Below are 14,746 nucleotides of genomic sequence, written 5' to 3' on the forward strand. Positions count from 1 at the left end.
TAAATAGTCAAAGGAAGGAGCTGGGTTTCGAACTGAACCTGGATTTCAAAGAAGATCTGGCCGATGAGGCTATTGACGCTTTCCTCGACGCTTTCCTGAAAGAAGCCATGGAAGCCAACGGCCTGGGCTATGTCGGCGGCGACGACTACGGTCTGGTTTGCCTGCAGAAGCGTGGCTCGGTCACCGAAGAGCAGCGCGCTGCCGTTGAAGCCTGGCTCAAGGCCCGTCCTGAGCTGACCAGCGTGGAAGTCAGCCCGCTGATGGACGTCTGGTATCCGGAAAAGCCGATCAATCCGGTCGCTTGATGTTCCGAAACCGGCAGCCCTTATGGGTGCCGGTTTTTTTGTGCCTGCCTGTTGGGTATTGAGTGACCTTCAGGACGCCTTCGCGAGCAAGCTCGCTCCCACAGGAGGTCTGGCGTTCATGCTCCCTTTGTGGGAGCGAGCTTGCTCGCGATGCTTTCAAGCGCTACGCCAGTTCAGAATCACCAGGGTCAACACCCCCGCCACAATCCCCCAGAACGCCGAACCGATGGAGAACAGCGTCATCCCCGACGCCGTGACCATGAAGGTGATCAGCGCCGCTTCTCGTTCCTTCACTTCGCTCATGGCGATGCTCAAGCCATTGATGATCGAGCCGAACAGTGCCAAGGCCGCGATGGACAGCACCAGTTCCTTGGGCAGTGCCGCGAACAACGCGGCCAGCGTCGCGCCGAACACCCCGGCAATCCCGTAGAAAATCCCGCACCAGACCGCCGCCGTGTAGCGCTTGTTGCGATCTTCGTGAGCGTGGGGGCCGGTGCAGATGGCCGCGCTGATGGCTGCCAGATTGATGCCATGGGAGCCGAACGGCGCCAGCAGCAGCGAGGCAATGCCGGTGCTGGTGATCAGTGGCGAGGCCGGCACGTTGTAGCCGTCGGCCCGTAGCACGGCGATGCCGGGCATGTTCTGCGAGGTCATCGCCACCACGAACAACGGAATGCCGATGCTGATGGTGGCCGCCAGGGAAAAGTGCGGTGTGGTCCACACCGGTGTCGCGACTTCCAGGGTGAAGCCGCTGAAGTCCAGCAGCCCCAGCAGCCCGGACAGCGCCGTGCCGATCAGCAGCGCTGCCAATACCGCGTAGCGAGGGGACAGGCGCTTGACGATCAGGTAGGTGAAAAACATCCCCAGCACCAGGCCGGTGCGATGTTGGGTGGCGACGAAGATCTCGCTGCCGATCTTGAACAGGATGCCCGCCAGCAACGCCGCCGCCAGTGAGCCCGGAATGCGCTTGACCAGGCGCTCGAAACTGCCGGTCAGGCCACAGATCGTCACCAGGACTGCGCAGGTTATATAGGCACCGATGGCCTCGCCGTAACTCACACCGCCCAGGCTGGTGATCAGCAGCGCCGCGCCGGGTGTTGACCAGGCGATGGTGATCGGCGTGCGATAGCGCAGCGACAGCCCAATGGAGCACACGGCCATGCCAATGGAAATCGCCCAGATCCACGAGGAAATCTGCCCGCTGGTCAACCCGGCCGCTTGCCCGGCCTGGAACATCAGCACCAGGGAGCTGGTGTAGCCGGTCATCATGGCGATGAACCCGGCGACGATGGCCGAGGGCGTGGTATCGGCTAATGGACGAAGTGGCGTGGTCGTGACTTCGGTCATGGTGGGCGATGTTCCTTGTTATAGGTTATGCGTCTGTGGGAGCAAGGCTTGCCCGCGATGAGAACGCCTCGATTCCAAGGCATAACGCGTCAGCTCTATCGCGGGCAAGCCTTGCTCCCACAGATGTCACAGAATGGTGGGTTTAAGCCTAAACTCAACCCCGTGTGCGATTGCAATACAGCCATGCCCGCAAACAGCCGTACAGTCGTGTTGCCATTAGAGGTTGTGTACAATCGAGCTGTTTTTTACGCGATACTTGCCAGCGACCCGCTGTGCCGTATTACAGTCACGGTCAATTCGCCGCAGTTCTCCCGACTCGAGTGCCCATGAACGAACAGTTGCAGCCCCTCAAGAAACAACCGCGAGCTGGTAAAGCCGGCCGCAGCGGAACCCAGGACGATATTGTCTATGCGCATATCTTCGAGGCCATCCTCGAACAACGCCTGGCGCCCGGTACCAAGTTGAGCGAAGAGGCGCTGGGGGAAATTTTCGGGGTCAGCCGCACGATCATCCGCCGGGCGTTGTCACGCCTGGCCCACGAAGGCGTGGTGTTGCTGCGGCCCAATCGCGGTGCCGTGGTGGCGAGCCCCAGTGTCGAAGAGGCTCGCCAGGTGTTCATGGCCCGGCGCCTGGTGGAGCGGGCGATCACCGAACTGGCGGTGCAGCATGCCACGGCCGAACAACTGGCTGAGCTGCGGCAGATGGTCAGCGATGAGCGCGACAGTTTTTCCCGTGGCGACCGCGGCGCCGGCATCCGTTTGTCGGGCGAGTTCCACCTCAAGCTGGCCGAAGCGGCGAAGAACGCCCCGCTGATCAGTTTCCAGCGCAGTCTCGTGTCCCAGACGTCGCTGATCATCGCCCAGTACGAAAGCGGCAACCGCTCCCACTGTTCCTACGACGAACACACCCAGTTGATCGACGCCATCGAGGCGCGCGATGCGACGTTGGCGGTGGACCTGATGATGCATCACATGGACCACATCGACAGCAAACTCAACCTCGACGAAGAAAGCGCGTCGGATGATTTGCACGCGGTGTTCTCGCATTTGTTGCAGAGCAAGAAACCGGGGCGCTCGACCGCCAAGCTTTGATGGGGTGAATCAGTCATACCGTCAATCGCGAGCAAGCTCGCTCCCACAGTGGATTTGTGTTGTTCACATAACCCTTGTGGGAGCGAGCTTGCTCGCGATGGCGATTCAACAGGCAATAAAAATCTAGCGCTGATGCACCAATTTACCGGCCGCATAAGTCTGCGCCACCGTCCGGTCATCCCCCAGCGTCATCAACACGAACAACCGCTCGGCAATGTCCTTGGCCTGCTTGAGGCGATAGCTCAGCAGCGGTGTGGCGTTGTAGTCCAAAACCAGGAAGTCCGCGTCCGTCCCCGGCTGCAACGTGCCGATCCTGTCTTCCAGGCGCAGGGCCCGGGCGCCGCCGAGGGTGGCCAGGTACAGCGACTTGAACGGGCTCAGCCGCGCGCCCTGCAACTGCATCACCTTGTAGGCTTCGTTCAGGGTGTGCAGCAGTGAAAAACTGGTGCCGCCACCGACGTCCGTGCCCAACCCTACGTTCACCTTATGCTTCTCGGCCATCGGCAGGTTGAACAGGCCGCTGCCGAGGAAAAAATTCGAGGTGGGGCAGAAGGCGATGGCCGAACCGGTCTCGGCCAGGCGCGCGCATTCGTCGTCGCACAGGTGCACGCCGTGGGCGAACACCGAGCGCTCGCCGAGCAACTGGTAGTGATCGTAGACGTCCAGGTAACCCTTGCGCTCCGGGAACAGTTCCTTGACCCACTGCACCTCCTGCAGGTTCTCACTGATGTGGGTCTGCATGTACAAGTCGGGGTATTCCCCCAGCAACTGACCGGCCAGGGCCAGTTGTTCCGGGGTGCTGGTGGGCGCGAAGCGTGGGGTCACGGCGTAGTGCAGCCGGCCCTTGCCGTGCCAGCGCTCGATCAGCGCCTTGCTCTCGGTGTAACTGGATTCGGCGGTGTCGGTCAGATAGTCCGGGGCGTTGCGGTCCATCATCACCTTGCCGGCGATCATCCGCAGGTCGAGCTTCTGGGCCACTTCGAAAAACGCATTCACCGACTGCGGATGCACGCTGCCGAACACCAGCGCGGTGGTAGTGCCGTTGCGCAGCAATTCCTTGACGAAAATATCCGCCACCGCCTCGGCGTGGGCCTTGTCGGCGAACTGGCTTTCGCAGGGGAAGGTGTAGGTGTTGAGCCAGTCCAACAGTTGCTCGCCATAGGCGCCGACCATGCCGGTTTGCGGCAGGTGGATGTGGGTGTCGATCAAACCTGGCGTAATCAGCGCGTCCGGGTAATGGGCGATTTCGATATCCGCCGCCAGGGTCGGCAGCAGGTCATGGGCGTGGCCGATGGCGCTGATCTGGCCGTTCTCCACCACCAGCAAACCGTCTTCGAAATATTCATAGGACGCTTCGATACCCACTTCGGCCGGGTCGGCGAGGCTGTGGAGCAGGGCGGCGCGGTAGGCTTTGCGTGTCAGGGGCATGGGAATTCTCAACGAATGTTCAACGGTTCGCCTGGCTGCGGCGCGAGGCCGGCAGCAGCTTGGCAATCGGTTCGGCGCGCACGGTGTGCTGGCCGAAATCGGCGTTATAGGTGGCGATGATTTCGCCGGCGATGGAGATGGCGATTTCCACAGGCAACTTGCCTTTGACTTCACCGATGCCCATCGGGCAACGCATGCGTTGCAAGGTGGTGCTGTCGAAGCCACGATCGCGCAGGCGATGTTCGAACTTGACCCGTTTGGTCTTCGAGCCGATCAGGCCGAAATAGGCAAAGTCGTTGCGCTTGAGGATCGCGGCGCTCAGTTCCAGGTCGAGCTGGTGGTTGTGGGTCATGACGATGCAGTAGCTGCCTGCGGGCAATTCGTCGACTTCATCCCGTGGTTCTTCGGTGACGATCTTGCGTACGCCGTGGGGCAAGTGTTCGGGGAATTCCGCTTCCCGCGAATCGATCCAGCGCACCTTGCAGGGCAGGCTCGCCAGCAGTGGTACCAGGGCGCGGCCGACATGGCCGGCGCCGAATACGGCGATCTGCGCCTGGACCTGGCCCATGGGTTCGAACAGCAACACGGTGACGCCGCCGCAGCACTGGCCCAGGCTCGCACCGAGGCTGAAGCGCTCCAGATGGGTATTCTGCTGGCCACTGGCGAGCATGTTCCGGGCGATTTCCATGGCCTTGTATTCCAGGTGCCCGCCACCGATGGTGTCGAACGTCTGGCTGGCGCTGATGACCATCTTCGAACCGGCGTTGCGCGGGGTGGAGCCGAGTTCTTCGATGATCGTCACCAGCACACAGGGTTCGCCGCGGGTTTGCAGGTCGGCGAGGGCGCTGATCCAGTTGTACATATTCACCTCGACATCTCTTTTGTCTGTTCCGGCCTCATCGCGAGCAAGCTCGCTCCCACATTGGGGCGGTGTTCACAAATCCCCTGTGGGAGCGAGCTTGCTCGCGATCGGCCGCGCCGCGGTCTAGAGCGAAGCCACTTCGACTTCAGCTTCCTCCGTCTTGACCGCCTTCAACCCGCGCATCTGCTCACACCCCCACAACACCCGCTCCGGTGTCGCCGGCGCATCGATGTTCGGTTGGTGCCTATAGTCCCCCAAGCTCGCCACGGCGTCCTTGATGGCACACCACGCGGCGATGCCGAGCATGAACGGCGGTTCACCCACCGCTTTGGAGTGGAACACCGTGTCCTCCGGGTTCTTGCGGTTTTCCACCAGCCTGACCCGCAGGTCCAGCGGCATGTCGGCCACGGCGGGGATCTTGTAGCTGGCCGGGCCGTTGGTCATCAGCTTGCCCTTGTCGTTCCACACCAGCTCTTCCATGGTGAGCCAGCCCATGCCCTGGATGAAACCGCCCTCGACCTGGCCGATGTCGATGGCCGGGTTCAGCGAGGCGCCGACGTCGTGGAGGATGTCGGTGCGCAGCATCTTGTACTCGCCGGTGAGGGTGTCGACGATCACCTCGGCACAAGCCGCGCCAAAGGCGTAGTAGTAGAAGGGGCGGCCACGGGCCTGGCTGCGGTCGTAGTAGATTTTCGGGGTCTTGTAGAAGCCGGTGCTCGACAGCGAGACCTGGGCGAAATACGCCTGCTGCACCAGCGTCTCGAAGCTGAGGATGTGATCACGTACGCGCACATGGCCGTTATGGAACACCACATCTTCTTCGCTGACCTTGTATTGCCGCGCCGCGAATTCCACCAGGCGTCGCTTGATGGTTTCGGCGGCGTTCTGCGCCGCCTTGCCGTTCAGGTCAGCGCCGCTGGAGGCGGCGGTGGGCGAGGTGTTCGGCACTTTGTCGGTGTTGGTCGCGGTGATCTGCACGCGGTCCATTTCCACCTGGAACACCTCGGCCACCACTTGGGCGACCTTGGTGTTCAGGCCCTGGCCCATTTCGGTGCCGCCATGGTTGAGGTGGATGCTGCCGTCGGTATAGACGTGGATCAGCGCGCCGGCCTGGTTGAGGAAGCTGGCGGTGAACGAAATGCCGAATTTCACCGGGGTCAGCGCCAGGCCTTTTTTCAGGATCGGGCTGTTGGCGTTGTAGCGGCGGATCGCTTCACGGCGCTCGGCGTATTGGCTGCTTTCTTCAAGCTCGGCGGTCATTTCCTCGAGCATGTTGTGCTCGACGGTCTGGTAGTAGTGGGTGACGTTGCGTTCGGTCTTGCCGTAATAGTTGGCCTTGCGCACCGCCAGCGGATCCAGGCCCAGGTGCCGGGCGATGGCATCCATCACCTCTTCGATGGCGACCATGCCTTGGGGGCCGCCGAAACCACGGTAGGCGGTGTTCGACGCGGTGTTGGTCTTGCAGCGGTGGCCGTTGATGGTGGCATCGCCCAGGTAGTAGGCGTTATCGGCATGAAACATCGCCCGGTCGACGATGGAGGCCGATAGGTCCGGCGAGCAACCGCAGTTGCCGGCCAGTTCCAGGGCGATGCCGTGCAAGCGCCCGCGGCTGTCGAAGCCTACGTCGTACTCGATGTAGAAGGGGTGGCGCTTGCCGGTCATCAGCATGTCTTCGACCCGGGGCAGGCGCATCTTGGTCGGCTGCCCCGTGAGGTGGGCGATGACCGCGCACAGGCACGCCGGGCTGGCGGCCTGGGTTTCCTTGCCGCCAAAGCCGCCGCCCATGCGACGCATGTCCACCACGACTTTATTCATCGACACGCCCAGCACTTCGGCCACCAGCTTCTGCACTTCGGTGGGGTTCTGGGTCGAGCAGTAGACGATCATGCCGCCGTCCTCGGTGGGCATCACCGAGGAAATCTGGGTCTCCAGGTAAAAATGCTCCTGGCCGCCGATGTGCAGCGAGCCCTGGATGCGATGTTCGGCGCTCGCCAGTGCCGTGGCCGAATCGCCGCGCTGATGGGTGTGGCTGTCGAGCACGAAATGCCGCTTGCGCAGGGCTTCGACCACATCCAGCACCGGTTCCAGGTCTTCGTATTCGACGATGGCGGCCATCGCCGCCTTGCGGGCGGTTTCCAGGTCTTTGGCGGCGACGGCCAGCACCGGTTGGCCGACGAACTGCACGTCATCGATGGCCAGCAGCGGGTCGCCGGGCAGCAGCGGGCCGATGTCCTTCAGCCCCGGAATGTCGGCATGGGTAATGGCGATGCGCACGCCTTCGAAGGCGTAGCAGGGCGCGGTATCGATGCGGATGATCCGGGCGTGGGCGCGGTCCGATAGCCGGGCGTAGACGTGCAACTGGTTCGGGAATTCCAGGCGGTCATCGATGTACTGCGCTTCGCCGGACACATGCTTGGCGGCGCTGTCATGCTTGACGCTGCGGCCCACGCCAGAGGTCAGGTCACGGGCGAACAGCTCGGCCAATTCGGCCTGGGTCTTTTCTACGGCGTGATGGTTAGACATAAGCGGTCACCCGAGTCTCGATGTGCGGCGTTTGCAGTTCGATGAAGTACTTGCGCAACAGGTTGCGGGCGCTGAGCAGGCGGTATTCCTTGCTGGCGCGGAAGTCCGACAATGGCGTGAAGTCCTCGGCCAGGGCGGCGCAGGCGCGCTCGACGGTGCTGTCGGTCCACGGCGCACCGATCAATGCCGCTTCACAATGCTTGGCGCGCTTGGGAGTGGCGGCCATGCCGCCGAAGGCGACGCGGGCGTCGCTGACCACGCCGTTGTCGATGCGCAGGTTGAACGCCGCGCACACCGCGGAAATATCATCGTCCAGGCGTTTGGACACCTTGTAGGCGCGGAACGCCTGTTCGGCACTGGCCCGGGGCACGATGACCTTCTCGATGAATTCGCTTTCGTGGCGCGCAGTGACCCGGTAGTCGATGAAATAGTCTTCCAGGGCCAGGGTGCGCCGGGTCTGGCCCTTGCACAGCACGATTTGCGCGCCGAGGGCGATCAGCAGGGGCGGCGAGTCGCCAATCGGCGAGGCGTTGCCGATGTTGCCGCCGAGGGTGCCCTGGTTGCGGATCTGCAGCGAGGCGAAGCGTTGCAGCAGGTCGCCAAAGTCCGGGTATTCGGCTTTCAGGGCTTCGTAGCAATCGGAGAGGGCGGTGGCGGCACCGATCTCCAGGCAATCGTCGAAACGCTCGATGCGCTTGAGTTCGGCGACGTTGCCCACGTAGATCATCACCGGCAGGGTGCGGTGAAATTGCGTGACTTCCAGGGCCAGGTCCGTGCCGCCGGCCAGCAGACGCGCCTGGGGATAGGCGTCGTAGAGATCGGCCAGGTCGGCCACGGTCAGCGGCACCAGGCAGCGTTTGTCGCCGCTATTGAGCTCGCCGGTCTCGGTCGGTGCGATGGCTTTGAGGCGAGCGATGGTCTCGGCCTCGCGGGCGTCGAACTGGTCCGGTTGCTTGCCGCAGCAGGCCTGCTCGGCGGCCGCCAGGATCGGCCGATAGCCGGTGCAACGGCACAGGTTGCCGGCCAGGGCTTCGTGGGCTTTGTGGGCGTCGGGCTGCTCGCTGTTTTTTTGCAGGGCGAACAGCGACATGACGAAGCCCGGTGTGCAGAAGCCGCACTGCGAACCGTGGCAATCGACCATCGCCTGCTGGACGCTGTGCAGTTGGCCCTGGTGCTTGAGGTCTTCGACGCTGATCAGTTGCTTGCCGTGCAGGGACGAGACGAAGGTCAGGCACGAATTGAGGCTGCGGTAGCGAATGCGTTCGCGGCCATTCGCGTCCGTTTCCAATTCGCCCACCACCACAGTGCACGCACCACAGTCGCCGCTGGCGCAGCCTTCTTTGGTGCCCGGTTTGCCAACGTGTTCGCGCAAATAGTTGAGCACGGTCAGGTTCGGGTCCAGGGCGTGCTCGCTACGGAGTTCCTGGTTGAGTAAAAACTGGATCACGGAAGGCCTCGCAGACTCATTATTGTTGTATCGACATGGGCCTGAATTTATCAGGTCTGACTTTTCGGTCAATGATTTTCTGACTTAAAGGTCAGGAAAAGTTGTTTTGTCGATGAACAACGGTTTCGGGTATTGATCCTCGAGGGATGTCCTATGTCTATCAGTTAAGCGCAAATACCTGTGGGAGCGGGCTTGCCCGCGAAGACGGTGTTTCTGCCGGTAGATTTCTTGCGGATGGGCTGGCCTCTTCGCGAGCAAGCCCGCTCCCACAGGGGGCGCAGCACTGAAAAAAATTGCTTATATCGTGCCAAAAACCCGCTGCAGGCCCTGCGCCATGACGTATCGAGTGCGCTACACTGCGCCGCTTGTGCAAATCGAAGAGTTTGAAGGACAACCATGACGTTCAAGGCCCCGGACAGCCTCGCCGAGCAAATCGCCCATCATCTCGCCGAACGCATCATTCGCGGCGAAATGAAGCCGGGAGAGCGCATCCAGGAACAGAAGGTCACGCTGGCGCTCAATGTCAGCCGCGGCTCGGTCCGCGAGGCCTTGCTGATCCTGGAACGACGCCATTTGATCGCGATCCTGCCGCGCCGTGGCGCCCATGTCACCGAACTCACCGAGCACAAGGTGCGTAGCCTCTGCGCGCTGATGAGCGAGCTGTACATTCTGCTGGGCAACGCCGTAGCCCATGGCTGGAAAGAACAGGCCGACATGGCGCCGTTCGTGGCGATCCAGCAGCGCCTCCAGGACGCCTACGCGCGCCAGGACATCCGCACCTTCGTCGATGAAAGCTTCAGTGTGATGCGCGCGGCCTATCCCTTTGCCAACAACCCGTACTTGCAGGAAACCGTCGAGAACCTGCAACCGGCCATGAGCCGTGCCTATTTCCTGGCCCTGGAACAGCGCAAGGCGGAAATGAGCGAATTCCTCGACCTGTTCCAGCGCCTGCTCGCCGCCGTGCTGGCCCGTGATCTGCCGCAGATCCGCATTGTGCTCACGGCCTACGCCCAGCGCAGTTGCGATCTGGTGGTTGCTGCCCTGACGGCGGCCTGACGTGCGGCTCAAGTGCATCAAGTTGGCGGGGTTCAAGTCCTTCGTCGACCCGACCACGGTGAACTTCCCCAGTAACATGGCGGCGGTGGTCGGACCCAACGGTTGCGGCAAGTCGAACATCATCGACGCCGTGCGCTGGGTGATGGGCGAGAGCTCGGCCAAGAACCTGCGCGGCGAGTCGATGACCGACGTCATCTTCAACGGCTCCACCAGTCGCAAACCGGTTAGCCAGGCGAGCATCGAGCTGGTGTTCGACAACTCTGACGGCACCCTGGTTGGCGAATATGCGGCTTATGCGGAGATTTCCATTCGGCGCAAAGTGACCCGCGACAGCCAGAACAGTTATTTCCTCAACGGCGCCAAGTGCCGGCGTCGCGACATCACCGATATTTTCCTCGGCACCGGCCTGGGCCCGCGCAGCTACTCGATCATCGAACAGGGCATGATCTCCAAGCTGATCGAAGCCAAGCCTGAGGACCTGCGCAACTTCATCGAAGAGGCTGCGGGGATCTCCAAATACAAGGAGCGGCGGCGCGAGACCGAAAACCGCATTCGGCGCACCCATGAAAACCTGGCGCGCCTGACCGACCTGCGCGAAGAGCTCGAGCGTCAGCTCGAACGTCTGCACCGCCAGGCCGAGGCCGCGAAGAAGTACCAGGAATACAAGGGCGAGGAGCGCCAGCTCAAGGCCCAGCTTTCGGCCCTGCGCTGGCAGGCGTTGAACGAGCAGGTCGGCCAGCGTGAAGCGATCATCGGTAACCAGGAAGTCAGCTTCGAAGCCCTGGTGGCCGAGCAGCGTAATGCGGACGCCGCCATCGAGCGCCTGCGCGACGGCCATCATGACCTGTCCGAGCGCTTCAATCTGGTGCAAGGACGCTTCTATTCCGTGGGGGGCGACATCGCCCGGGTCGAGCAGAGCATCCAGCATGGGCAGCAACGGCTGCGGCAGTTGCAGGATGATTTGAAGGAAGCCGAGCGGGCGCGCCTGGAAACCGAATCGCACCTGGGCCACGACCGCACACTGCTGCTGACCCTCGGCGAAGAGCTGGACAGGCTCACGCCGGAGCAGGAAATCACCAGTGCCGCCGCCGAAGAGGCCGCCGCGGCCCTGGAAGAAGCCGAACTGACCATGCATGGCTGGCAAGAGCAGTGGGACAGTTTCAACCTGGCCTCGGCCGAGCCGCGGCGCCAGGCTGAAGTCCAGCAGTCGCGCATCCAGCAGCTGGAAACCAGTATGGAGCGCCTGGCCGAACGTCAGCGCCGCCTGTCCGAAGAGCGCGCCTTGCTCGCGGCGGACCCGGAAGACGCAGCGATCCTGGAACTGAGCGAACAACTGGCGACCAGCGAAGCCACCCTCGAAGACCTGCAGGCCAGCGAAGACGCCCAGGTCGAACGCCTTGAACAACTGCGCCAGGCCTTGCAATTGGCCTTGCAGAACCAGCAGCAGGGCCAGGGTGAGCTGCAGCGGCTCAATGGGCGCCTGGCTTCGCTGGAGGCCTTGCAGCAAGCGGCGCTGGACCCGGGCACCGGCACCGCCGAATGGCTGCGCGACCAGCATCTGGCCGAGCGTCCGCGGCTGGCCGAGGGGCTGAAGGTCGATGCCGGTTGGGAGCTGGCGGTGGAAACCGTGCTGGGTGCCGACCTGCAAGCGGTGCTGGTGGATGACTTCGGCGGCTTCGACCTGTCGGGCTTCACCCAGGGCGATCTGCGCCTGCTTAGCCCGGCCGGCGACGGTGTACGCGTGCCCGGCAGCTTGCTGGATAAAGTCGAGGCCCAGGTTGACCTGTCGCCCTGGCTGGGGCAGGTCAAGCCGGTGGACAGCCTTGAACAGGCCTTGGCCCTGCGCGGGCAATTGGCGGCCGGCGAAAGCCTGATCAGTCGTGACGGGTATTGGGTCGGCCGGCATTTCCTGCGGGTGCGCCGGGCCAGCGAAGCCGAGAGCGGCATGCTTGCCCGTGGCCAGGAAATCCAGCGCCTGGGCGCCGAACGGGAAGAGCGCGAAGCCAGCGTTGAAGCCCTGGAAACCGAATTGCAAAACCTGCGGGCGCAACAGCGTCAACAGGAAAACGGTCGCGAACACCTACGGCGGCTGTTGCAGGATGAAGCGCGCCAGCAGGGCGAGCTCAAGGCGCAGTTATCGGCCGGTAAGGCCAAGCTCGAACAACTGGCGCTGCGCCGCACCCGCCTGGAAGAAGAGATCGCCGAGTTGGGCGAGCAGCGGGCCTTGGAGCACGAACAGATCGGTGAGGCGCGCTTGCAATTGCAGGAAGCCCTCGATGCCATGGCGCTGGACACTGAACAGCGTGAGCTGCTGCTGGCCCAGCGTGACAGCTTGCGTGAGCGCCTGGATCGGGTGCGTCAGGAAGCACGCCAGCACAAGGACCACGCCCATCAGTTGGCGGTGCGCCTGGGCTCGCTCAAGGCTCAATACGATTCCACGCGCCAGGCCTTGGAACGGCTGGAAATGCAATCCGAACGCCTGACCGAGAAGCGCGAGCAGTTGAGCCTCAATCTGGAGGAGGGCGAGGCACCTTTGGAAGAGCTGCGCCTCAAGCTCGAAGAGTTGCTCGACAAGCGCATGAGCGTCGACGAAGAGCTCAAGACGGCGCAGATCGCCTTGGAGGACGCCGACCGCGAACTGCGCGATGCCGAGAAGCGCCGCAGCCAGGCCGAACAGCAATCGCAACTGATTCGCGGCCAGATGGAACAGCAGCGCATGGAGTGGCAAGCCCTGACGGTGCGGCGCAAAGCCTTGCAGGACCAATTGCTGGAAGACGGCTACGACCTCGACGGTGTGCTCGCCACCCTGGTGGCCGGGGCGAACGAGAAAGACGCCGAGGAAGAGCTGGAGCGCATTGCCCAGCGTATCCAGCGCCTGGGGGCAATCAACCTGGCGGCCATCGACGAGTACCAGCAGCAGTCCGAGCGCAAGCGCTACCTGGACGCCCAGAACGATGATCTGGTGGAAGCGTTGGAGACCCTGGAAAACGTCATTCGCAAGATCGACAAGGAAACCCGCAACCGCTTCAAGGATACCTTTGATCAGATCAACGGCGGTTTGCAGGCACTTTTTCCAAAAGTTTTCGGTGGCGGCAGTGCCTACTTGGAACTGACGGGCGAAGATTTACTCGATACAGGGGTGACAATCATGGCGCGTCCTCCTGGCAAGAAGAACAGCACCATCCATTTGCTCTCCGGTGGCGAAAAGGCGCTGACCGCGCTGGCCCTGGTCTTTGCCATCTTCAAATTGAACCCGGCGCCGTTCTGCATGCTCGACGAGGTCGACGCGCCACTGGACGACGCCAACGTAGGCCGTTACGCACGGCTGGTGAAGGAGATGTCTGAAACGGTGCAGTTCATCTACATCACCCACAACAAGATCGCCATGGAAATGGCCGATCAGTTGATGGGGGTGACCATGCATGAGCCTGGCTGTTCGCGACTGGTGGCGGTGGATGTGGAGGAGGCCATGGCCATGGTGGATGCCTGAACAACCGGTTGTAGGGCTTCTACTTCGACCGTTGTAGGTATTTTTTACCCGGGGGGTTGATGTTCAATTCACAGATTGGGCACAAGCCTATGCGACAGACGGTGTAAAGTTATCTTTGGTCGTGCTAGTTTAATGTCAATTTTTCGTATGCGTGGGCAAAACGCCATTCAGAACATAGAGTTGGCGCCACGTTTTAAAGCGGTTTGCAAATAGCTAAGCCCCTTATTTTTCAGCATTTTTATAGAGGCACGGGATTACATGGAAATCGGTCTGCGCGAGTGGCTGATCGTCATCGGCATCATTGTCATTGCCGGTATTCTTTTCGACGGCTGGCGTCGCATGCGCGGCGGCAAGGGGAAACTGAAGTTTCGCCTGGATCGCAGCCTGTCGAACCTGCCTGATGAGGATGACAGCGCCGAACTGCTGGGCCCGCCGCGGGTGCTGGATACCCACAAGGAACCGCAACTGGACGAACACGACTTGCCGTCGATGAGCGCACCTGTCCGTGAGCCACGGGAGTCGGGCTCCAAGCGCGGCAAGCGCAACAGCGAGCCGTCCCAGGGTGATTTGAACCTGAACCTCGACCTGGATGGTGGGCCGAGCTTCAGCAGTCGCGACGGCGACTTCCCGGACGAAACCAAGACCCCGAGCGCCGACAAGGACCAGGCCCAGGCTGAAGAAGTGCTGGTGATCAGCGTGATCTGCCGCGACCCGGCCGGCTTCAAGGGCCCGGCGTTGTTGCAGAACATCCTCGAAAGCGGCCTGCGTTTCGGCGAGATGGACATTTTCCATCGCCACGAAAGCATGGCCGGTAACGGCGAGGTGCTGTTCTCCATGGCCAACGCGGTCAAGCCCGGTGTGTTCGACCTCGACGACATCGATCATTTCAGCACGCCGGCGGTGAGTTTCTTCCTCGGCCTGCCGGGCCCGCGTCATCCCAAGCAGGCCTTCGACGTGATGGTGGCCGCGGCTCGCAAGCTGTCCCAGGAACTCAATGGTGAACTGAAGGATGACCAGCGCAGTGTGCTGACCGCCCAGACCATCGAGCACTACCGCCAGCGCATCGTCGAATTCGAGCGTCGGGCGCTGACCCAGAAGCGCTGAGGCCAAGGATCGCTGGCCTGTAGGAGCTGCCGAAGGCTGCGATCTTTTGATCTTTCGCTTGAGATTCAAGTGTCAGGGGAAAGATCGCAGCCT

10 protein-coding genes are annotated in these 14,746 nt (G+C 62.2%); 5 read left to right on the forward strand and 5 right to left on the reverse strand.

Annotated features, from left to right (window positions below; all coding sequences use genetic code 11):
* Window positions 1-20: 20 nt before the first annotated feature.
* Window positions 21-305: a 50S ribosome-binding protein YggL gene (locus tag AB7M32_RS13640; protein ID WP_454252136.1), complete on the forward strand. Its 285-nt coding sequence runs from the start codon at window positions 21-23 to the stop codon at window positions 303-305.
* A gap of 156 nt (window positions 306-461) precedes the next feature.
* Here the strand turns inward: AB7M32_RS13640 and AB7M32_RS13645 are convergent, their stop codons facing one another.
* Complete coding sequence (locus AB7M32_RS13645) at window positions 462-1,652, reverse strand: benzoate/H(+) symporter BenE family transporter (protein ID WP_454250198.1); 1,191 nt, start codon at window positions 1,650-1,652, stop codon at window positions 462-464.
* Between the two features lie 326 nt (window positions 1,653-1,978).
* On the opposite strand from AB7M32_RS13645, the gene AB7M32_RS13650 reads away from it, so the two are divergent.
* Entirely contained in the window at window positions 1,979-2,743 is a 765-nt protein-coding gene (locus AB7M32_RS13650; RefSeq protein WP_003183531.1) for a GntR family transcriptional regulator, read from the forward strand.
* A 123-nt stretch (window positions 2,744-2,866) separates the two neighbouring features.
* On the opposite strand, the gene guaD is transcribed toward AB7M32_RS13650, so the two are convergent.
* From guaD to xdhA, 4 genes are all read right to left on the reverse strand, one after another.
* On the reverse strand, window positions 2,867-4,171 hold the full coding sequence (gene guaD, locus AB7M32_RS13655) for a guanine deaminase (RefSeq protein WP_454250199.1): 1,305 nt from the start codon (window positions 4,169-4,171) through the stop codon (window positions 2,867-2,869).
* Window positions 4,172-4,190: 19 nt separating this feature from the next.
* Complete coding sequence (xdhC, locus tag AB7M32_RS13660) at window positions 4,191-5,033, reverse strand: xanthine dehydrogenase accessory protein XdhC (protein ID WP_454250200.1); 843 nt, start codon at window positions 5,031-5,033, stop codon at window positions 4,191-4,193.
* Window positions 5,034-5,156: 123 nt separating this feature from the next.
* Window positions 5,157-7,556 carry a xanthine dehydrogenase molybdopterin binding subunit gene (gene xdhB / locus AB7M32_RS13665; RefSeq protein WP_454250201.1) on the reverse strand — a complete coding sequence of 800 codons (2,400 nt, stop codon included), beginning with the start codon at window positions 7,554-7,556 and terminating at the stop codon, window positions 5,157-5,159.
* Window positions 7,549-9,003 (reverse strand): xanthine dehydrogenase small subunit, encoded by a 1,455-nt coding sequence (gene xdhA, locus AB7M32_RS13670; protein ID WP_454250202.1) that lies wholly within the window; start codon window positions 9,001-9,003, stop codon window positions 7,549-7,551. Before xdhA ends, xdhB begins: the two co-directional genes overlap by 8 nt.
* Window positions 9,004-9,399: 396 nt before the next feature.
* On the opposite strand from xdhA, the gene AB7M32_RS13675 reads away from it, so the two are divergent.
* The 3 genes from AB7M32_RS13675 (at window position 9,400) to zipA (ending at window position 14,653) form a co-directional block, all read left to right on the forward strand.
* Window positions 9,400-10,059, forward strand: a complete 660-nt coding sequence (locus tag AB7M32_RS13675; protein WP_454250203.1) for a GntR family transcriptional regulator — start codon at window positions 9,400-9,402, stop codon at window positions 10,057-10,059.
* A 1-nt stretch (window position 10,060) separates the two neighbouring features.
* Window positions 10,061-13,549, forward strand: coding sequence for a chromosome segregation protein SMC (gene smc / locus AB7M32_RS13680; protein WP_454250204.1), 3,489 nt, complete (start codon window positions 10,061-10,063; stop codon window positions 13,547-13,549).
* A gap of 258 nt (window positions 13,550-13,807) precedes the next feature.
* Window positions 13,808-14,653: a cell division protein ZipA gene (gene zipA, locus AB7M32_RS13685; protein WP_092166671.1), complete on the forward strand. Its 846-nt coding sequence runs from the start codon at window positions 13,808-13,810 to the stop codon at window positions 14,651-14,653.
* Window positions 14,654-14,746 lie beyond the last annotated feature (93 nt).

It is taken from the genome of Pseudomonas sp. R151218B TE3479 (assembly GCF_053629195.1).